The 19,093-nt window shown below is 64.2% G+C and carries 18 protein-coding genes; 7 read left to right on the top strand and 11 right to left on the bottom strand.

The features are described 5' to 3' along the window. Positions 1-13 precede the first annotated feature (13 nt). Positions 14-2,275 (top strand): tetratricopeptide repeat protein, encoded by a 2,262-nt coding sequence (locus JN280_RS12700; RefSeq protein ID WP_202312613.1) that lies wholly within the window; start codon positions 14-16, stop codon positions 2,273-2,275. 115 nt (positions 2,276-2,390) lie between these two features. Here the strand turns inward: JN280_RS12700 and JN280_RS12705 are convergent, their stop codons facing one another. Beyond that, positions 2,391-3,128 (bottom strand): SDR family oxidoreductase, encoded by a 738-nt coding sequence (locus tag JN280_RS12705; RefSeq protein WP_202312614.1) that lies wholly within the window; start codon positions 3,126-3,128, stop codon positions 2,391-2,393. Positions 3,129-3,242: 114 nt separating this feature from the next. Here JN280_RS12705 and JN280_RS12710 point away from each other — a divergent pair, with 114 nt between their 5' ends. Continuing rightward, a complete protein-coding gene (locus tag JN280_RS12710) occupies positions 3,243-4,133 on the top strand; it encodes a LysR family transcriptional regulator (protein ID WP_202312616.1) in 891 nt (296 codons plus the stop codon). A gap of 14 nt (positions 4,134-4,147) precedes the next feature. Here JN280_RS12710 and JN280_RS12715 read toward each other — a convergent pair whose 3' ends face one another. From JN280_RS12715 to JN280_RS12760, 10 genes are all read right to left on the bottom strand, one after another. After that, on the bottom strand, positions 4,148-4,591 hold the full coding sequence (locus JN280_RS12715) for a DoxX family protein (protein ID WP_202312618.1): 444 nt from the start codon (positions 4,589-4,591) through the stop codon (positions 4,148-4,150). After that, the gene (locus JN280_RS12720) at positions 4,588-5,067 is read right to left on the bottom strand and encodes an SRPBCC family protein (RefSeq protein WP_202312620.1); all 480 of its coding nucleotides are present in this window, start codon (positions 5,065-5,067) and stop codon (positions 4,588-4,590) included. The genes JN280_RS12715 and JN280_RS12720 overlap by 4 nt, the downstream gene beginning before the upstream one ends. Next, on the bottom strand, positions 5,051-5,398 hold the full coding sequence (locus tag JN280_RS12725) for an ArsR/SmtB family transcription factor (protein ID WP_202312621.1): 348 nt from the start codon (positions 5,396-5,398) through the stop codon (positions 5,051-5,053). Before JN280_RS12725 ends, JN280_RS12720 begins: the two co-directional genes overlap by 17 nt. Before the next feature lie 241 nt (positions 5,399-5,639). Continuing rightward, entirely contained in the window at positions 5,640-5,849 is a 210-nt protein-coding gene (locus tag JN280_RS12730; RefSeq protein ID WP_202312622.1) for a hypothetical protein, read from the bottom strand. A 167-nt stretch (positions 5,850-6,016) separates the two neighbouring features. Further along, entirely contained in the window at positions 6,017-7,555 is a 1,539-nt protein-coding gene (locus tag JN280_RS12735) for a winged helix-turn-helix domain-containing tetratricopeptide repeat protein (RefSeq protein ID WP_202312623.1), read from the bottom strand. Positions 7,556-7,630: 75 nt separating this feature from the next. Beyond that, a complete protein-coding gene (locus JN280_RS12740; protein WP_202312624.1) occupies positions 7,631-8,551 on the bottom strand; it encodes an ABC transporter permease in 921 nt (306 codons plus the stop codon). Beyond that, positions 8,551-9,618, bottom strand: a complete 1,068-nt coding sequence (locus JN280_RS12745) for an ABC transporter permease (protein ID WP_202312625.1) — start codon at positions 9,616-9,618, stop codon at positions 8,551-8,553. Before JN280_RS12745 ends, JN280_RS12740 begins: the two co-directional genes overlap by 1 nt. After that, positions 9,602-11,137, bottom strand: coding sequence for an ABC transporter ATP-binding protein (locus JN280_RS12750; protein WP_202312626.1), 1,536 nt, complete (start codon positions 11,135-11,137; stop codon positions 9,602-9,604). Before JN280_RS12750 ends, JN280_RS12745 begins: the two co-directional genes overlap by 17 nt. A 99-nt stretch (positions 11,138-11,236) precedes the next feature. Beyond that, positions 11,237-12,331 (bottom strand): BMP family ABC transporter substrate-binding protein, encoded by a 1,095-nt coding sequence (locus JN280_RS12755; RefSeq protein WP_202314730.1) that lies wholly within the window; start codon positions 12,329-12,331, stop codon positions 11,237-11,239. A 54-nt stretch (positions 12,332-12,385) separates the two neighbouring features. Beyond that, a complete protein-coding gene (locus JN280_RS12760) occupies positions 12,386-13,156 on the bottom strand; it encodes a GntR family transcriptional regulator (RefSeq protein WP_202312627.1) in 771 nt (256 codons plus the stop codon). Positions 13,157-13,398: 242 nt separating this feature from the next. Here JN280_RS12760 and JN280_RS12765 point away from each other — a divergent pair, with 242 nt between their 5' ends. The 5 genes from JN280_RS12765 to guaD are packed head-to-tail and all read left to right on the top strand — an operon-like array spanning position 13,399 to position 19,092. After that, positions 13,399-14,265, top strand: a complete 867-nt coding sequence (locus JN280_RS12765) for an aromatic ring-hydroxylating oxygenase subunit alpha (protein WP_202312628.1) — start codon at positions 13,399-13,401, stop codon at positions 14,263-14,265. Positions 14,266-14,301: 36 nt separating this feature from the next. Then, the gene (locus JN280_RS12770; protein ID WP_202312630.1) at positions 14,302-15,207 is read left to right on the top strand and encodes an aromatic ring-hydroxylating oxygenase subunit alpha; all 906 of its coding nucleotides are present in this window, start codon (positions 14,302-14,304) and stop codon (positions 15,205-15,207) included. A 26-nt stretch (positions 15,208-15,233) separates the two neighbouring features. Then, positions 15,234-17,000: a Rieske 2Fe-2S domain-containing protein gene (locus JN280_RS12775; RefSeq protein WP_202312632.1), complete on the top strand. Its 1,767-nt coding sequence runs from the start codon at positions 15,234-15,236 to the stop codon at positions 16,998-17,000. 10 nt (positions 17,001-17,010) lie between these two features. Beyond that, positions 17,011-17,658 carry a glutathione S-transferase family protein gene (locus JN280_RS12780; protein ID WP_202312634.1) on the top strand — a complete coding sequence of 216 codons (648 nt, stop codon included), beginning with the start codon at positions 17,011-17,013 and terminating at the stop codon, positions 17,656-17,658. A gap of 60 nt (positions 17,659-17,718) precedes the next feature. After that, entirely contained in the window at positions 17,719-19,092 is a 1,374-nt protein-coding gene (guaD, locus tag JN280_RS12785) for a guanine deaminase (protein ID WP_202312636.1), read from the top strand. Position 19,093 lies beyond the last annotated feature (1 nt).

Genomic DNA, 19,093 nt, shown 5'->3' on the forward strand with positions numbered 1-19,093 from the left:
TGCGATCCGCAACATGCGACGTCGAAACATCCTCCTGTCGGCAATACTGCTAGGCGCCCTGACCGCGTGGTCGGGCGGCATTGGCAGGGCCGCCGAACTGCCGGGCTTTGCGGGCACGCCGGTATGCGGTACCTGTCACGCCCCGCAGGCAAGGGACTGGGCCAACTCCCATCACAGATGGGCGCTGACCGAGCCGACAGCCGAGACCGTGCTTGGCGATTTCGCCGAGGCGACCCTTGATCATAAAGGGCTGACTTCGCGCTTCTTCACGAAAGAGGGGCGATATTTCGTCGAGACGGATGGGGCGGACGGCAAGCCGGGGACCTTCGAGATAAAATACGTCGTCGGCGTCGCTCCGCTGCAGCAATATCTCGTCGAACTCGATCGCGGACGCCTTCAGCCCCTCGATCTCGCCTGGGATACGGTTCGCGGGCGCTGGTTCCACCTCTATCCCGACGAGGACGTATCGGCCGGCAACGGCCTGCACTGGACCGGTTCCTACAAGAACTGGCAGGCGCGCTGCGCAGTTTGCCACCAGACCGACTTCCGCAAGAACTATGATCCGTCCACCCATGCCTATCGCAGCGAGTGGAGCGAGTTGACGGTCGGCTGCGAAGCCTGTCACGGGCCGGGGGATGCCCATGTCGCGTGGGCGCAGAGGCGACCGGATTTCGATCCGGCGGCCTTTACGAATATCGATGGGCACGGGCTGCTACGTCCCGAAGCGAAAGACCGGCAGGCAACCGAGCAGAATATGTGCGGGCCTTGCCATTCGCGGCGCGAAGCAATGGGCGGCGACAGCACATCGCCTCAAGCGACCTTCGGCGACCACTACAACCTCATGACGCTTGGAAACGGGCTCTATTTCCCCGACGGCCAGCAGCATGACGAAGTCTACATTCTGGGCTCCTTCCTCCAGTCCAAGATGCACGCCAAGGGTGTGACTTGCACAAACTGCCATGATGCCCACTCAGGCGGGCTGGTCGCGGAAGGAAATGCCGTCTGTACCCAATGTCACAACGAGGCGGGACGAACCGATTTTCCGTCGCTGAAGCCGGCGAACTACGATTCGCCGGACCACCATCATCACCCGGAGGCAAGCGATGGCGCACGCTGCGTCAGTTGCCATATGCCCGGGCGCAACTACATGGTTGTCGATAGCAGGCGTGACCATTTCTTCCGGGTGCCGGATCCGCTGCTGTCCGATAAGGTCGGCTCCCCCGATGCCTGCCTTTCATGTCATTCCGCGAAGTCGGCCGCCTGGGCGGCGGACAACATAAGGCGATGGGCACCGGACCTGTCCAGTGCGGCTTCCACGCTGGCGGAGACACTCGCCGTCGCGCGGCGAGAAGGGATTACACAAAAGACGTTCGACGATCTGATCGCCGTCGCCAACGACCGGTCGCGTGCTGCGGTCGAACGCGCCACCGCGGCGCGGGAGATCGGCGATCAGGCCGACCCTGCGACGGCCGTGGCACTTGTCGAGCTCCTCTCCGATGAGAGCGAGATAGTGCGCGCTGCGGCCGTTCGTCTGTGGCGGTCGGCCCCCGCCGCCGATCGTGTCGCACGGCTCGAGCCGCTGCTCGCCGATCCTGTCGCGGTGGTGCGTGTTGCGGCGGCCCTGGAACTGTCGAATGTGTCTCCCGATGCATTGCCGGCCGACCGGCGAGAAGCCCTGGCGGCGGCGCTGGCGGAATTGAAGGCGACCATGGAAGCGAAAGCCGACTTTCCCGAAGGCCAGTTGGCAATCGGCGGCCTGGCGATGGCGACCCGCAACTGGGATGCGGCGCAGGCCGCTTTCGCCGAAGCGACCTTGATGGATCCGCAACTCATCCAAGCCTGGCAGGCGCGAGCGAACATTGCGGCCGCCCTGGGCTTTGCCGTTGAGGCCACCGCGATCCTTGCCGATGCGCACGCCAAGAACCCGGACGACGTCACTATTGCGGCGCAACTCTCCCAGTTCCTGATGAATCAGGGCCGAGCCGACGACGCGATCCCGGTGCTGAGGGAGGTCGTTGCGGCCGATGCGGGCAATCAGGATATGAGGATCACGCTTGCCCTGGCGCTGCTGCAAACCGGCGACCTCGCCTCGGCGGCAGCCGAGATCGGGGTTTTGCGCGCCGCATCGCCGGAAAGGGCGGAAGTACTCGTGCTTCTGGCACTTTGGCAGGCCGCGTCCGGCGATCTTGCCGGCGCGCGCGAAACGGCAAAGGAAACAGCGCGGCGCTATCCTGGTATGCGCTTGCCCCCGCCGCTTGATGCGCTTTCCCGGTAGGGAGCGTACGCAGCATCGGATCCGGTGCCTTTGATGCTGCGACATCGAAGGTCGGCTGCCGGCACGGCGCTCGCCCCTTGCAATGGCGGGTCGTTTTCGGCGGTTCGGGGCAGGATCAGATGATCCCGCCATTCGCGCGCAGCACCTGGCCGTTGATCCAGCCGCCATCGGGGCCGGCGAGGAAGGCGACGGTGGCGGCGATGTCCTGCGGTTGGCCAAGCCGCTCGAGCGGCGTGAGTTTCGTCAGGCGGTCGATGACCTCCTGAGGGTTCTGCAGGAAAAGTTCAGTTGCAGTCGGCCCGGGGGCGACCGCATTGACCGTGATGTTGCGGCCACGCAGCTCCTTCGAAAGCACGTGGGTCATCGCCTCGACGCCGGCCTTCGTCGCTGCGTAGACCGCGTAGCCGGGCTGGAGCAGACCGACCACGCTCGACGAGAAGCTGATGATGCGGCCGCCGCTGCGCAGGCGCCTGGCCGCCTCGCGCAGGCCGTTGAAAACACCCTTGAGATTGATCGCGACCTGGCGGTCGAACAACTCGTCGCCCGCCTCGGCGATCGGCGAAAGCTGCATGATGCCGGCATTGTTCACCAGCACGTCGATCCTGCCGAAAGCAGCCTTCGCCGCGTCGAACATGCGCGCGACCGCGGCAGGATCGCTCACGTCGGCCTGGGCGGTGATCGCCCGGCCGCCGGCCTTCTCGATCCTGGCCGCCAGCGCCTCCGCCGGACCGACGGACCCTGCATAGTTGATGACGACCGTGAAGCCGTCCGCGGCGAGCCGCTCGGCGATCGCTGCCCCGATGCCGCGAGATGCCCCGGTCACGATGGCCACCTTGTTGCCGTTCTCGGACATTGTCGTTCTCCTTGTCGCGACGCCTCGGCGCGTCGAGGGAGAAGATGCCCCATTTCAGTTGGCGGATAATTGGCCTAACATCGGCATCACTGTCCGGGAAAATCGAATAAAGACATGGACCGTATCGAGGCCATGCGGGTTTTCGCCCGTGTTGCGGAAAGGCGCAGCTTCACGCTGGCGGCCGAAGACCTGGGCCTGCCGCGCTCGACGGTGACGGACGCGGTGAAGCAACTGGAGAAACGCCTCGGCGTTCGTCTGCTGCAGCGCACGACCCGCTTTGTCAGCCCGACGCTGGACGGCGAGGCCTATCACCAGCGATGCCTAAGCATCCTCGCCGACATCGAGGATGCCGAAGGCGCCTTCGCCGGCGCCCGGCCCAAGGGCCGGTTGCGGGTCGACGTGCACGGCACGCTGGCCCGGCACTTCGTGCTTCCGGGTCTGCCAGAATTCCTGCGCAGCTATCCCGATATAGAATTCTACATGAGCGAAGGCGACCGGCTCGTCGATCTTGTCCGTGAAGGTATCGACTGCGTGCTGCGCGTCGGCGTTCCGCAGGACAGCGACATGGTTGCCCGCCGTGTTGCGATGCTGGACGAAGTGACACTGGCCGCGCCAGGCTATGTCGAGGTGCATGGACGGCCGGAGCATCCCGATGCGCTCGGAGGCCACCGGATGGTCGGCTTCCGTTCGTCGGCCACCGGAGGCTTGCTGCCCCTGGAATTCACCATTGCGGGCAAGGTTCACAACGTCACGCTGCCGGCGACGGTTTCGGTCAACGCCGCCGAAAGCTATCTCGCAGCCGCCAGGCTCGGGTTGGGGCTGATCCAGATTCCGCGCTATCACGCAGACGCAGCCTTGAAATCGGGCGAACTGATCGAGGTGCTGGAACGATTTGCGCCCACGCCGACGCCGGTTTCCGTGCTCTATCCCCGCAACCGTCAGCTCTCGCCGCGTGTGAGGGTCTTCATCGATTGGCTCGTTGCGGTCTTCGAGAGGCGTGCGTGAAGTCGTCCTTGCCCCTACCGGCTCGACATCCGCAACGCTGCAGGGTCTTCCTGGTCGGCTGCGTCGGATTGGTCTCGCATGATGGGGAACAGTGCTCGCAGGCGCGGATCGCGAAGCCACAGGCCGCCCCACATGAACAAGCCGAGATAGAGGCTGAACAGGATATGGGTGAAGAGCGGGCTGCCCGCCCGGATCTGGGTTGCCATCGCGCCGCCGAGCAGCGCCATCATCAGCACCGCGCCGAGCACGCTTGTGCGCGGGATCAGGTAAAGCACCAGGCAGGCCAGTTCGATGACGCCGATCGTGAGGGCATAGCCGGCGGGCCAGCCCAATTGGGCCATGGTCTCTTCGGCCACCGGCATCTGGAGCAGCTTCGGCGCGATCGAGGCGCCCAGCATGAACAGGGCGAAAAGCACGGTGAGAATGCGGCCGGTCCACAGCATTGCCGATGCGTTCATGTCGTCCTCCTGTGAAGCAATTGTTCGAGCCGGTCGAAGGTGCCCATCCAGCCGTGGCGATGTCCGGCAAGGCTCTCTTCGGATTTCAGGCCCTGCTGCGTGAAATCCATCTGTGTCCGCCCGTCGGGCAGTTCGGTCAGAAGCACGGTGACGAGCGTCTCGACCGGGACGCCGTCCTCGTGATCGTCGCTCTCCCATTTGAAGCTGAAGACCAGTCGCTCCGGCGGCACCACTTCGCGATAGACGCCGCCCTGCCAGAGAACGCGATCCTCCGTCGTCGAGCGCAGGCAGGCACGCCAGGCCCCGCCGGGGCGCAGGTCCTGCTCGGTGCTGACGGCAGGCCATTCGGGCGGACCCAACCATGCCACGAGCATCTCCGGCTGGGACCAGGCGCGCCAGACCAGTTCGCGCGGCGCATCGAAGATGCGGCGCAGGGTCAGCGAGAGCGACGCAAGTCTGTCAGTGGCGGGAGCCATCGTCATTCCCCGATTGGATGTGCTTGAGATAGGTATCCAGCCGGTCGAAGCTCGATTCCCAGAACTGGCGATACCTGTCGATCCAGTCGGCCATGTCCTTCATGGCCAGCGGCTCGAGCCTGGCCGGGCGCCATTGCGCCGTGCGGCTGCGGCTCACGAGGCCGGCATTCTCCAGCACTTTCAGATGACGCGAAATGGCCGGAAGGCTCATCGCGAAAGGCGCGGCGAGATCGTTCACCGATGTTTCCCCCTCGCTCAGCCGGGCAAGTATGGCACGGCGCGTAGGGTCGGCAAGAGCAGCGAACTGGGCGCTGAGCGGGTCGGAATGCATGACGTGCCCTTTATTTAACGACATCGTTAAATAAAGATCGAACCGGTGTCAAGGACACCACTGCCGGGCTTCGGGCGCGGACGCTGTGAGCGCGAAAGACGAAATGCAAGCGACAAGCGCGGTCAACGCGCTCGGGTGCAAGGCTCCGTTGGCTCCGCCCAAACCGTTCGGGCCGGCCAATCCGGAGGCGCCGATGGCCAGCGCCATGCCGCCCGGCCAAGAAAATGCGTTCGGGCTGGCCCTATGCATCCGAGCCAAAGATACGAAAGACCCCCCGGGCCTTGCTTGGCAACAAGAAGTCGAGCAGATGCACGTTCCAGAAATCGCGTTCGCAGCTCTCGTCATGGGCAACAGGGATGGCTCCGCTGGTCCCCTGTTCGTCGAACTCGTCTTGAGGCGGTGAATAGATCTTGCCCTGATCAAGCGAAAAGATGGTCTGCACCGGCAGCATGTCAGCTTCTCCCCGAGCGCCTATGGCGGTCTTTTCCCGAAACCGGGCCCCGATTTCGGGACCGCCGCGGCCGTTGAGCGATGAGGATCATTGTCGCGGACGCGCCCGGTTTGCGTCCTTAAGAAAGGTCCAAAAGATTCCGAAAAGTTCCAAAAAGGGGATGCTTGTCAGCCTTGGGGAAGGCCGGCAAGCCGTAAGCCGTGAAGTATGGCTGCGAGGCGGGCTGGGTCCCTGGCGGGCTGCCCGGCAGTTATGCTTGTTATGGTGACATCGGGAGCCATCTTCAGCAAATCGCCAAGGAAGCGGTGAGCCTCCTCCATGCGCCCGAGATGCGCGTTTGCGGCGATCAGGATCCAATAGGCCGGATCGAAGTTCGGGTTCACGGCGCGTGCACGCGTCGCCCAGGCCAGGGCCTCGGCGTAGTTGCCGAGGATCATATGCGCATGTGCCGTCCCGCTGAGCGAGATATGGGCAACAAGGTCGCGCGGCGAGAGCCTTCTTGCGCGGTCGAACAAGGCGAGCGCGTCGACGACATTGCCGCAGTGAAGGTTGGCAACGCCTGCCGCGGTGACCACCAGCATGTTGTTGGGATTGGCCTCCAGTGCAGCGTTGAGCACCGCCATTCCCCAGTCATAATCCCTTGCGACCTGCACCAGCGCCATCGCGCAGTTCGCCATCACTGTGGGATCGCCGGCCGCCTTTTCCAGACCGCGTCGCGCCAACTCGAAGCATTTCTCCCGGTCACTGGCGCTGAGCGGAGGCCATCCCATGGTGATGCGGTGCTCCAGAACCCAGGCCGCGAGGGAGAGCAGGTTTGCATTGTCGGGCTCGAGCACCAGCGCTTCGGTGAGCAAGGCGTAGGCGGCCGCGTTCTCATCAGCCGATTCCGCCAGGATCTTGGACAGGGCGCTCAGATAGGAATCATATGCGGCGACGCTTCCGGGCCGCTCCCTTCGCGAATGTTCGATTTCCGCGGTCTTGATATGAGGCTCGACGACGGTTGCGACGCTTTCGGTGATCCTGTCCTGGAAGTCGAACACTTCGCCGAGGGCGCCGTCGAAGTTCTTTGCCCATAGATGGGCGCCGCTGGCGCCATCGACGAGCTGCGCCGTTATCCTCAGCCGGTCTTCCGCCCGCCTTATGCTGCCTTCGAGCACATAACGCACGCCAAGTTCGCTTGACACCTGCCTGATATCGACGGTGCGTCCCTTGTACACAAAGGACGAGTTGCGCGCGATGACAGAAAAACTCCTGAAACGGCTGAGCGCCGTGATGATGTCGTCCACGACGCCGTCTGCGAAGTAGTCCTGCTCGACATCGCCGCCCAGGTTGACGAAAGGCAAGACCGCCAATGCCGGCTTGACCGGCAAGGCCATGCTCGACACCTCCTGAGCCGCCGCCGGCCGCAACAAACGATAGCCGACGCGCGGCACCGTCACGATCCATTCCTGGCCGTCGGGCGCAGGGCCAAGCGCCTTGCGCAGGGCCGCGATCTGGACGGTGAGATTGCCTTCCTCGACGATCGTGCCGGGCCAGCCGCGGTCCATCAGCTCTGCCTTGGGAACGATTCCTCCCTCGGCGTCCAGGAGCGCTTCGAAGAGAGCCAGCCCGCGTTGGCCAACGGCGACGGATTTGCCGTTCCGCTGCAGCTTGCCGCGCGCGGTATCGAGGACAAACGGACCAAAGGAACGCAGCGACTGCTCCATGCAAGGAATATATCCCGCGGTCCGGCCGACGAAAACCGGGCGAAGCGCACCGACCTGCACGCCCGGTGAACGTCCTCAGCCGGCCGGCCGGAAGGGTTTGGCGAGCGAGACGGGGAAGTTCAGGGCGAGCAGCTTGCGGTTGCGCGAGATGATCACCAGGACGGCGATCGTCGCCAGATAGGGCAGGGCGGACAGCAGTTCGGACGGGACGGCGAGACCGAGCGCCTGGCCCTGAAGCTGCAGAATGGTCATGCCGCCGAACAGCCAGGCGCCGAGCAGGACGCGCAAGGGCCGCCATGTGGCGAAGACCACCAGCGCCAGCGAGATCCAGCCCTTGCCGGCGGTCATATTCTCGACCCACAGCGGCGTGTAGGCGACCGACAGGTAGGCGCCGGCCAAACCGGCCATCAGGCCGCCGAACAGCACGGCGAGGTACCTTATCCCGATCACCGGATAGCCGATCGCATGCGCGGTTTCCGGCGACTCTCCTATCGTGCGCAGGATCAGCCCGCCCTTGGTCCGGTAGAGAAACCAGCTGATGACGAAGAACATGGCGATCGCCAGATAGACCATCGGGTCGAAACGGAAGAACATCGGCCCGATCACCGGAAGGTCCGAAAGGAAGGGGACACGGATGCGCTTCAGCGCCTCGATCGGCGCCGAGCCGAAGCCGCGGCCGAGAAACGCCGAGACGCCCGAGCCGAAGATGGCGAGCGCCAGCCCCGCCGCATATTGGTTGGTGAGGAAGGTGAGGGCGAGAACGCCAAACAGCAGCGAGGCCGCCGCGCCGGCAAGCGCGCCGGCGATGATGGCGACCGGCATCGGCAGGCCGGCAATGACGGCCCAGAAGGCGAAGGCCGCGCCTATGAGCATCATACCCTCGATGCCGAGATTGAGTACGCCGGATTTTTCGACGATCAGTTCGCCGAGAGCAGCGAAGATGAGCGGCGTGGCGGCGATGATGGTGCCGGCGAAGATGGCGACAAAGAGCTCCATCAGGCGTGCTCCGGGAGGCGGCGAAGCCGGTAGAAAATGAAGAAGTCGGCGGCGAGCAGGAAGAACAGCAATATGCCCTGGAAGATTCGCGTCAGCGCCGCCGGCAGGCCGAGATTCATCTGTACCGCCTCGCCACCGAGGAAGAGCAGCGACATCAGCAGCCCGCCCAGCACGATGCCGAAGGCATTGAGGCGGCCGATGAAGGCGACGATGATGGCGGCGAAGCCGTAGCCGGGCGAAATCTGCGGCGACAGCTGGCCGAGAGGGCCTGCGACTTCGGCCATGCCGGCAATGCCGGCTGCAGCACCCCCGGCGAGGAGGCCCGTCCACACAGCCGCGGATTCGCGAAAGCCGGCATAGCGCGCGGCGAGCGGGGCGGCACCGCTGACGGACATCTTGTAACCGAGGAAGCTGCGGTCGGTGAACAGCCACATCACGAATACCGCGATGACGGTGATGAAGATCGATGAGTTCAGCCGGTAAGCATAGTCGAACGGCTGAAACATCGCGGCCGCCGGCAGCAGTGCGGTTTGCGGATAGTTGAAGCCGGCCGGATCGCGCCACGGGCCGTGCACCAGCCAGGACAGGAAAAGCGTCGCGATGTAGGTGAGCATGAGGGTGACGAGGATCTCGTTGGTGTTCATGCGTGCCCTGAGGAATGCGGGGATCGCAGCCCAGGCCATGCCGGCGCAGGCCCCGGCGAACAACATCAGCGGCAGCAGGATGGGGCTTTCCGGGTTCGGATAGAACAGGCCGACGCCGCAGGCGGCGATCGCACCGATGATCAATTGTCCCTCGGCGCCGATGTTCCAGACATTGGCGCGGAAACCCACCGCCAGGCCGCAGGCGATGAGGATCAGCGGCGAGGCCTTGAGCAGCCATTCGGAGATGCCGTTGAGCGAGTTGAGCGGTGTGAAGAAAAAGGCCTGCAGGGTCGCCAGCGGGTCATAACCGAGTGTGGCAAACAGCACCCAGCCTACAAACAGGGTCAAGGCAGTCGCGATAACCGGGGCAGCGATCCGCATCCGCGCGGACGGCTCCGGCCTCTGTTCAATCCTGTATCGCAAGTTCACCTCTCCCGCTCGTACCGTTGCCGCGGTTGGTCATCAGAAGGCCGACTTCTTCCCGGTTGGTCTGTTTCCTGATCAGCGGCGGCGACACCTGGCCCTGGCAGATGACGAGCAGCCGGTCGCAGATCTCAAACAGCTCGTCGAGTTCCTCGGAGATGAGCAGCACGGCTGTCCCGGCGCGGCTCAGGTCGACCAGCGTCTGGCGGATGAAGGCCGCAGCGCCGACGTCGACGCCCCAGGTCGGTTGCGACACCAGGAAGAGCTTCGGCTCAAGCGCGATCTCGCGGCCGACGATGAATTTCTGGAGATTGCCGCCCGACAGGCTCTGCGCGCTCGATTGCGGCCCGTTGGCCTTGACCTTGAAGCGCTCGATGATGCTCCTGGCGAAGGTGCTCGCGCGACCGCGGTCGACGAGGCCGTGTCGCACGAGGCCGCTGCGATGGCCGGTGAGCACGGCGTTCTCCCATAGCGTATGCGGCGGCACGGCACCGCGCCCGAGACGTTCCTCCGGCACGAACGCCATGCCGAGCCTGCGCCGCTCGCTGGCATTGAGATGAGCGGCCGCCTTGCCGCCGATGCGGATCGTCTCGGAAGTCGAATGCGTGCGCTCGCCGCTGAGCAGCGAGACGAGTTCGGCCTGGCCGTTGCCCGAGACACCGGCGAGTCCGACGATCTCGCCGCGATGGACCTCGAAGGATATGTTGCGGAGTTCGACGCCGTATTTGTCGCGGGCGGGGGCCGAAAGGTTCCGCACTTCGAGTTGCGGCTCGTCACTCGGCACGGCGGGGCTGACATGCATCTCCGGAAGTTTCGAACCCACCATCATGCGGGCAAGCTCGAGCGAGGTTGTCTCCCTGGGCTTTGCCGTGCCGGTCACCTTGCCGTTGCGCAGGACGGTGGCGGAGTGGCACAGTTCCTGCACCTCGTCGAGTTTGTGGCTGATATAGACGATGCTGCAGCCTTCGGCGGCAAGCTGGCGCAAGGTTTCGAACAGCTTCACCACCGCCTGCGGGGTCAGTACCGAGGTCGGCTCGTCGAGGATCAGGAGTTTCGGCGCCTGCAGCAGGCAGCGCACGATCTCGACGCGTTGGCGTTCGCCGACGGAAAGGTCGTGTACCAGCCGCCGCGCGTCGATCGGCATGCCATAGCGGTCAGACAGGTCCTTGATCTGCCGTGCGAGCGCGTCCAGGTCGAAGGTGCTCGAGACCGACAGGGCGATATTCTCGACCACCGAGACGGATTCGAACAGCGCAAAATGCTGGTAGACCATCTCGATGCCAAGCGCGCGCGAGCTCGCGGGATTGTGCGCCTCGATCAGCTTGCCGTCGCAGTAGATCTCGCCGGAATCGGCTTGCGCGGCGCCGTAGATGATCTTCATCAGGGTTGATTTGCCGGCGCCGTTCTCGCCGAGGACAGCATGGATTTCCCCGGGCATGATCGACATCGAGATGTCGTCATTCGCAACGATGCCGGGATAGCTCTTGGTGATGTTGCGCAGTTCGAGGCGCGGGGTCATAGCCGGTCCTGCCATGGCACATGCGAGGTTGGACGGAGCGCAGCCTGCAACCACCGAGGCGGAAAGCCCACCCCGATGGCGTCGGTTGCCGCAGGGGCTTCAGCCGAGCTTGCCGATCATTCCCTTGACGAACCAGTTCATGCCGCGGATGTCGGGATCCGAGAGCACCGAGCCTGCGGCCACCTTGACGTTGCCGTCCTGGTCCTTCAGCTCGCCGGCATAGGGATGGACCTTGCCGGACCCGATATCGGCTTCGAGCTGCTTGAGCCTGGCCTGGACGTCGGCCGGGATCGCCTCGTTGTAGGGCGCCATCTTGACCACCCCGCCGGCAAGACCGTCCCAATGCACCTCGGGCTTCCAGGTGCCCTCGGCCACTCCCCTGGCAGCGCGCAGATAGTCGCTCGACCAGTCAAGCGTGAAGGCGGTGAGCTGCTTGCCCGAACCGAACTTGGCCATGTCGCTGGCATAGCCGACCGACCAAGCGCCGCCTTCGCCGGCCACCTGCACGCCGGTCGCGGTATCGGTCATCGAACAGATGACGTCGCAGCCCTGCGAGAGGAGCGTGTTGGCCGCTTCCTTCTCCTTGCCCGGATCGAACCAGGAGTTGAGGAAGATGGTGTTGCAGGTGATCTCCGGCTTGACGCTCTGCGCGCCGAGCAGCAGCGCATTCGCCGGTCCCACGATGTCGGGTATCGGGAAGCCGCCGATGAAGCCGATCTTGCCGGATTTGGTCATATGGCCGCCGGCCGCGCCGGCGACGAACGTCCCTTCGTAATACTTGGCTTCGAACGTGCCGAGATTGGCGAGGTGGACGATGCCCGAGCAGTGCTCGAAGGCGACCTTTGGGAAGCGGGGCGCGACCTTCTGCATCGGCGTACCGTGCGAGAAGCTCGTGCCGAAGATCAGCTGGTTGCCGGAGGCGGCGAGTTCGCGGAACACGCGCTCGGCATCCTGGGGCATGAAGATGTTGTCGATGGCCGTAATGGTCACCTTGTCGCCGAATTCCTCCTTGATCGCCTCGATGCCGAGGCTGTGCTGCTTCGTCCAGCCGATCTCGGCGATGGGCGAGACGTAGACGACGCCGATCTTGAGCGGCTCCTGGGCACGTGCGATGCCGGCGAGCCCGCTGGTGCCAAAGGCCGCGCCCGCGGCGCCCGAATATTGCAGGAATTGTCGTCTGGTCAGATTGAGCATGGCGGTAACCCTCTGTTGGTTCATGCGGATGGCGCCCGGCTTGTGCCGCCGGGTCTATTTGGAGGCATGGACATGGCTGTGCACCGATGCCCCGTCGTTATCTCCCGTCTTCTTGCCTGGTGCCGGCTTCGGCAGTTCGGCGGTCCTGCCCTCGAGATATGGTCCGAGCGCCTCGCGCGGCGTCAGTTCCGGAAACACCTGCCGGTCCATGATGTAGCCGCGCACGACGGTGCGATGATGCGATTCGATCAGCTCCATCGCCTGTTTCAGCCGGCCCTTTTCCAGCAGATCGATCACTCGTGCGTGGTCGTCGAGCAGGTTGCAGTAATCGAAATCGGCGGTGATCAGCGAACGCAGCAACGTGGTGCGGCGCAACAGCTGCGCATGGATCTCCTGCATCACCTTGTTGCGGCTGAGGCGCACGAAAACAGTGTGGAACTCCTGGCCGAGCACGTCGGCAAGGGGATTGTTGCCGGCCGCAACCGCCTGGCGCTGGCGTTCGACATGTTGGCGCAGTTCGGCCCAGCCGGCAGGCCCGAGGCGATCGCTGAGCTGGGCGGCAACACCCTGTTCGACCAGCGTCAGAGCATCATAGATCTCCAGGGCCTCCTGGATGCCCGGCTTGGCCACGAACGCGCCGCGATTGCGCTCCATCTGGACGAGCCCGTCTTCGGCAATGCGTATCAGCGCCTGGCGAATGACTATGCGGCTGACGTCGAAGATCTCGGCAAGTTCGCGCTCGCCGAGCTTGCAGCCGGGCACAAGACGGTGCTCGATGATGGCACGCGTCAGAATATCGGCAACGACCTTCGATCGGCTACTCAATGCGGGGTTTCCTCCACGCCGACGAGTTCGACGACGCCTGACGCCAGAGCCTGAAACTGGTCCATTTCGACATTGGACGATATGTTAAGTCGCAGCACGATTGGAGGACAATACCGGCCATCCGACAATCAAGATAAACAGGAAGGACTTTCAAAAAAAAGTGGATTGATATCCAATCCAGCGCGCCGAATGCTCGTCCCAAAGAGCTGGGTTCATAGGGAAGTGCCAGCCGGGAGGGTGCAATGAGCAAAGCTGCCCCTTGTCGTGACAGAGTTCTTCTCAATGATTGGCACGTTGTCGCGGATCGCGCCAATCTTTCGTCAGCGATCCCATTCGAAACGCGCCTTCTTGGTGTGGACCTCACCATCGATTGCCGCGACAGCCATCACACGGAAGTGGTCCGCAAAGACACCGGCAGGCCGGTCAACCGAGCCGTGCGCTACGGCTTCATCTGGGCCTGTCTCGGAAAACCGGAGCGCGACATCGTCTTCGTGCCCGAGGCCGAGGAGGCTGACCGCTATCTCGTCACCGGCGGGTCGATCGCGGTCAAGGTTTCGGGGTTGCGCGCCGTCGAGAATTTCCTCGACATGGGACACTTTCCCTTCATCCACACGGGCTGGCTCGGCGAGGAACCGCATACCGAAGTTCCGCCCTACAATGTCGAGATCACCGCCGCAGACGAGGTGCTTGCGACCGAATGCAGATTCTACCAGCCGGTCGCCTCTCCCACGGCCAAGGGCGGGATGATGGTCGACTATGTGTACAAGGTGATCCGGCCCTACACGGTGGCACTGTACAAGACCAACCCGCTTCATCCGACGCGCAAGGACGTCATCGTGCTTTTCGTCCAACCGGTCGACGAGGAGCACTGCATAGCGCACCCCTATCTTTGCTATCTGAAGGATGGGATGGATGCGGCGACGGTGCGCGGCTTCATGCAACTGATCTTCGCGCAGGACAAGCCGATCCTGGAGAACCAGATGCCCAAGCGCCTGCCACTGGATCCACGCGCCGAGACCCCGATCCGCGCCGACGCCGTCTCGATCTATTACCGGCGCTGGCTGCGCGACCGATCAGTCACCTATGGCGCGATCCCGGCGCGGAGATGACGCATGGCAGCGGCGCCATCCAGGAAGGAAGAAAGAATGACCCAAACGAGATGCAAGGATCAGGTAATCCTCGACCTTTGGCATCCGCTGGCCGCATTGGCGGAAGTGCCGCCGGGTGTCGTTTCCGATACGGTGCTGCTCGAGGAGCCCGTTAGCTATGCCGCGAATCGCGACGGCAAGGCCGACGTCTGGCGGTCACTGCGCGATCTGCCCGCCGGCACTCCGGTCGAGGTCGGCACGCTCGGCAACACGCTGCCGGTCAAGATCGCCTACGGCTATGTGTGGACGTCTCTCGGCAATCCCCCGGCCGATCTTTTCCCGATCCCCGAATTCGAGGAAGCCGATCGCCGCAAGCTCAATGCCGCGACGGTTGGCGTCCATGTCTCCGCGCCGCGTGCGATCGAGAACTTTCTGGACATGGGACATTTCCCCTATGTCCATACGGACATCCTCGGCGCCGAGCCGCATACGGAAGTCAAGGAATACGACGTCGAGATTTCCGTGGATCGGGACGAGATCCTGGCGACGCGTTGCCGCTTCTTCCAGCCGATGGCCTCGACTGCCTCGCAAGGGGGGGCGGATGTCGACTACATCTACCGCGTGCCGCACCCCTATTGCTCGGTGCTCTACAAATCCAGTCCGGTGGATGAAAGTCGCCTGGATGTCATCGCCGTGTTCCTGCAACCGGTGGACCAGGAGCACATCCGCGCGCACATGATGCTGTGCGTACTCGACGACAGCAGTGAGGACAAGGTGATCAAGCGCTTCCAGCAGACGATTTTCGGGCAGGACAAGCCGATCCTGGAGAACCAGTTCCCGAAGCGGCTGCCGCTTGATCCGCGCGCCGAAACGCCGATCCGCGCCGACAAGTCGGCCATCGCCTACCGCCGCTGGCTCAGTCAGAAGGGCGTGACGTACGGGGTCATCCCTGCCGCCACCTGACCGACACGGGAATTCTGGAGATAGAGATGCTCGATACCGCCAAGACAAGATGGCATCCCATCGCAGCGGCCTATGACCTGCATTTTCGCCATGTCTTCCACGCCCAGCTGCTCGGCCGCGAGTTCGCCGTCTGGCGTGCCGATGACGGCTATATCAATGTCTGGGAGAACCGCTGCCTGCATCGTGGCGTGCGTTTGTCGATCGGAATCAATGACGGCCGCGAGCTCAAGTGCCAGTACCATGGCTGGCGATACTCGAACCGCACCGCCGGCTGCACCTATATTCCGGCACACCCAGCCGACGCGCCGGCCCGCACCATCACCAACCGCACCTTCGCCGCAGTCGAGCGCTACGGTCTCGTCTGGTCGGCCGAAGAGCCGCTTGGTGACGTGCCCGAGGTGGCGGGTCTTGCCGAGGGCAATCTTCTCATCCTGCGCGGCATGCCGGTGAACGCCCCGGCCGACATCGTGGCAGCGAAACTGAAAGGCTACCGCTTCCAGCCAAGCGGCCGGATCGACGCTTGTGAGGCCAGTGTTGCGGTCGAAGCGGTCAGCGCGTTCTCGGTGGCACTACGCGCGACCGAGGGCGACGCCAGCACGCTCGCCATCTTCTTCGTCCAGCCGGTCGATTCCAACCGCTCGGTGATCCGCGGCGTGCTCAACGGCCAGCCGCAGGACAGGGAGCGCATCGCGGTCCTGCGCCATCACAACGAGCTGCTGTCCAAACTGCGTGAGGCGGTCGAACGCGAGGCGGCAGCGGCTCCCGCGCCAGCGCCGCTCGAACCGGTGATCGAGCGCGTTTCGCCGGAACTTGCCGAGATGCCGGAGGCGACCGCGCATGGCCGCAAGGCGACGATCCGCGTCGAGGTCGCAAGAAAGTGGCGGGCGGCCGACGGCATCGCCGGCTTCGAACTGCGGCCGATCAAGGGGCTGCTGCCGACCTTCCAGCCCGGCGCCCACATCGACGTGCATATGCCCAACGGCCTGATCCGCCAGTATTCGATCATCAACGGTCCGGGAGAGAGCGGCACCTACGTCATCGGCGTCAAGCTGGAGCGCGACTCGACGGGCGGCTCAACCTGCATGCACGAGACGGTGCGGGCGGGCGACGTGCTGGCGATCTCGGAGCCGCGCAACAATTTTCCGCTGCGCCGTGACGCAGTCGAGACCATCTTCGTTGCCGGCGGCATCGGCATCACGCCACTCCTCGCAATGGCCCAGACGCTCAAGAACCAGAACCTGGCCTACGACCTGCACTATTTCGCGCAGGACGAGGCGCAGCTTGCCTTTCCCGAAAGAACGAAGGAACTGGGCGACGCGCTGAAGCCGCATCTGGGTCTGTCGCCAGACGAGACCGGTGTGAAGCTGCGCGAAATCCTCGCGACGTGCCGCCCCGACATGCATCTTTATCTCTGCGGTCCCGGGCCGATGCTTCAGGCGGCGCGCCGCATAGCCGCCGAACTGGGCTGGCCGGAAACCGCAGTGCATTTCGAGTACTTCAAGAACACCAACAAGATCGACGACAGTTCGAGCTTCGAGGTAGCGTTGGCCCGCTCCTGTGTGACGCTCAAGGTGCCTGCGGGAAAGACCATCCTCGAGGTGATGCGCGAGGCCGGCGTCGACATGCCGTCCTCCTGCGAGCAGGGCGCCTGCGGCACCTGCCTCGCGACGGTCATCGAAGGCGAGCCGGACCATCAGGATGTCTATCTCAACGATGCCGAGAAGAAGTCCGGCACCAAGATCATGACCTGCGTGTCGCGCGCCAAATCGGCCCGCCTCGTCCTCGATCTTTAGGAGCCGGCCGATGATCACGCTCTACGACTACGAACTGTCCGGCAATTGCTACAAGCTTCGATTGCTGATGAGCATGCTCGGTGTCGATTACAAGACCGTGCCGGTCGACTTCTATCCCGGGCGGGAACACAAGTCGGACTGGTTCCTTAAGCTCAATCCGCTCGGCCAGCTTCCCGTCATCGACGACGACGGTCTGATCCTGCGCGACGCCCAGGCGATCCTGGTCTATCTCGCCTCGAAATACGATCCGAGCGGACGGTGGTACCCCAGGGACAATCCGGCCCTGCTCGGCGAGATCGGCCAGTGGCTTGCTTTCGCCGACGGCGTCACCGCGACCGCCTCGGCGGCGCGCCTCCATGACGGTATGTTCTACGATTTCGACATCGACGCCGTCCGGGCCGGCGCTCACAGGCTGTTCCGCATCCTCGACGAGCATCTGTGGTTCGGCGAGCAGGAAGGTCGCGATTGGATCTGCAGCGCGCCCTATCCGACCATCGCCGACATCGCCTGCTTCCCCTACATTGCGCTTTCGGAGGAGGGCGGGGTGTCGCGGCAGGACTATCCCGCGATCCGGCGGTGGATGGACCGGGTGAAGCGCGTGCCCGGCTTCAGCGTGATGTCCGGCGTCTTTCCCGCGGGACCGGCTCGCGCGGCCTGACGGCAAGAACCACGACAATGAAGCCGGTGCATCACAACCGGCCGGACCAGCGGGGAGCGAATGGAAGACATCGCCTGCACAATCGCCTGCAACGCTTTCCATGTGCCGGAACGCGGCAGGCTGGAAATTCTCGAAGACTGCCTGATCCGTATCGACGAGGACGGCAGGATCGTCGACGTCATGCATGCCCAGAGCCCCGATCACACTGCGGCCCGGCGCGCGGCCGAAGCAAACGGAACGCTGGTGGCCCTGGTTGACGGGCAGTACCTGATCCCCGGCATGGTCGACCTGCACATCCATGCGCCGCAATGGGCGCAACTTGCCAAGGCTCTCGACCGTCCGCTCGAGGAATGGCTGCAGACCTACACCTTCCCGCTCGAGGCTCGTTTCGCCGACACCGGCTTTGCGCGCGAGATCTATTCGTCCCTGGTCGAGAACCTGTTGGCCAACGGCACGACCACGGCGGTCTATTTCGGCACGATCCATCTGGAGGCCAATCTGGCACTGGCCGAAATCTGCCTGGAGCGCGGCCAGCGCGCACTGGTCGGCAAGGTGGCGATGGACAACGCGGCCGAGTGTCCCGACTATTATCGCGACGTCGACGCGTCCTCGGCGGTCGCCGATACCAAGAGCTTCATCGACAGGCTGACGGCGCTGCAGCCGGCAGGGAAGCCGAGCGTCCTGCCCGTCATCACGCCGCGTTTTGTGCCGAGCTGCAGCGACGCGCTGCTCGACGGGCTCGGCCGTCTCGCCGGCGAGACGGGTTGCCACGTCCAAACCCATTGCAGCGAAAGCGACTGGGCGCATGGTTACGTGCTCGAGCGGTTCGGCAAGACCGACACCGAGGTGCTCGCGGGCTTCGGCCTGATGACGGAACGCACCATACTCGCCCACTCGAATTTCATCTCGCCGTCAGACATGGAGACGATCAAGCAGGCCGGGTCGGGCGTGGCGCATTGTCCGCTGTCGAACGTCTATTTCGCCGATGCGGTGTTTCCACTGCGGGCCGCCCTCGACAAGGGGCTGCATGTCGGGCTCGGCACGGATGTTTCCGGCGGCTATTCGCCGTCGCTCCTCGACAGCGCGCGTCTTTCCATGGTTGCAGCGCGAGCGCTGGCGAGCGGCGTCGACGCCGCGCTGCCGCGCGAGGAGCGCGGCGTCGCCGGATCACGCATCACCACGGCCGAAGCGTTCTGGTTGGCGACGGCGGGCGGTGGCGAGGCGCTCGGCCTGCCGATCGGCGTCTTTGCGCCCGGCTACGAGTTCGACGCGCTGGCGATCGACGTGAAGGCGGCAGGTTCGAATGTCGTGATCTGGCCGGAGCTCGACGGGCCCGTCGATATCTTCGAGAAGATCCTGCTCAACGCGACGCGCGCCAATATCGCCGCCGTCTGGGTCGGAGGGAAGATTCGCTCGGGTGGATTGGCCGCGTAGG

It is taken from the genome of Mesorhizobium sp. L-8-10 (assembly GCF_016756635.1).
In the GTDB taxonomy this organism is placed as follows: domain Bacteria; phylum Pseudomonadota; class Alphaproteobacteria; order Rhizobiales; family Rhizobiaceae.

Excerpts from the sequence above, each read along its gene's own strand:
- JN280_RS12700 (WP_202312613.1), top strand. The coding sequence starts at position 14 with ATGCGACGTCGAAACATCCTCCTGTCGGCAATACTGCTAGGCGCCCTG.
- JN280_RS12705 (WP_202312614.1), bottom strand. The coding sequence starts at position 3,128 with ATGTCCGAGAACGGCAACAAGGTGGCCATCGTGACCGGGGCATCTCGC.
- JN280_RS12710 (WP_202312616.1), top strand. The coding sequence starts at position 3,243 with ATGGACCGTATCGAGGCCATGCGGGTTTTCGCCCGTGTTGCGGAAAGG.
- JN280_RS12715 (WP_202312618.1), bottom strand. The coding sequence starts at position 4,591 with ATGAACGCATCGGCAATGCTGTGGACCGGCCGCATTCTCACCGTGCTT.
- JN280_RS12720 (WP_202312620.1), bottom strand. The coding sequence starts at position 5,067 with ATGGCTCCCGCCACTGACAGACTTGCGTCGCTCTCGCTGACCCTGCGC.
- JN280_RS12725 (WP_202312621.1), bottom strand. The coding sequence starts at position 5,398 with ATGCATTCCGACCCGCTCAGCGCCCAGTTCGCTGCTCTTGCCGACCCT.
- JN280_RS12730 (WP_202312622.1), bottom strand. The coding sequence starts at position 5,849 with ATGCTGCCGGTGCAGACCATCTTTTCGCTTGATCAGGGCAAGATCTAT.
- JN280_RS12735 (WP_202312623.1), bottom strand. The coding sequence starts at position 7,555 with ATGGAGCAGTCGCTGCGTTCCTTTGGTCCGTTTGTCCTCGATACCGCG.
- JN280_RS12740 (WP_202312624.1), bottom strand. The coding sequence starts at position 8,551 with ATGGAGCTCTTTGTCGCCATCTTCGCCGGCACCATCATCGCCGCCACG.
- JN280_RS12750 (WP_202312626.1), bottom strand. The coding sequence starts at position 11,137 with ATGACCCCGCGCCTCGAACTGCGCAACATCACCAAGAGCTATCCCGGC.
- JN280_RS12755 (WP_202314730.1), bottom strand. The coding sequence starts at position 12,331 with ATGCTCAATCTGACCAGACGACAATTCCTGCAATATTCGGGCGCCGCG.
- JN280_RS12765 (WP_202312628.1), top strand. The coding sequence starts at position 13,399 with ATGAGCAAAGCTGCCCCTTGTCGTGACAGAGTTCTTCTCAATGATTGG.
- JN280_RS12770 (WP_202312630.1), top strand. The coding sequence starts at position 14,302 with ATGACCCAAACGAGATGCAAGGATCAGGTAATCCTCGACCTTTGGCAT.
- JN280_RS12775 (WP_202312632.1), top strand. The coding sequence starts at position 15,234 with ATGCTCGATACCGCCAAGACAAGATGGCATCCCATCGCAGCGGCCTAT.
- JN280_RS12780 (WP_202312634.1), top strand. The coding sequence starts at position 17,011 with ATGATCACGCTCTACGACTACGAACTGTCCGGCAATTGCTACAAGCTT.
- guaD (WP_202312636.1), top strand. The coding sequence starts at position 17,719 with ATGGAAGACATCGCCTGCACAATCGCCTGCAACGCTTTCCATGTGCCG.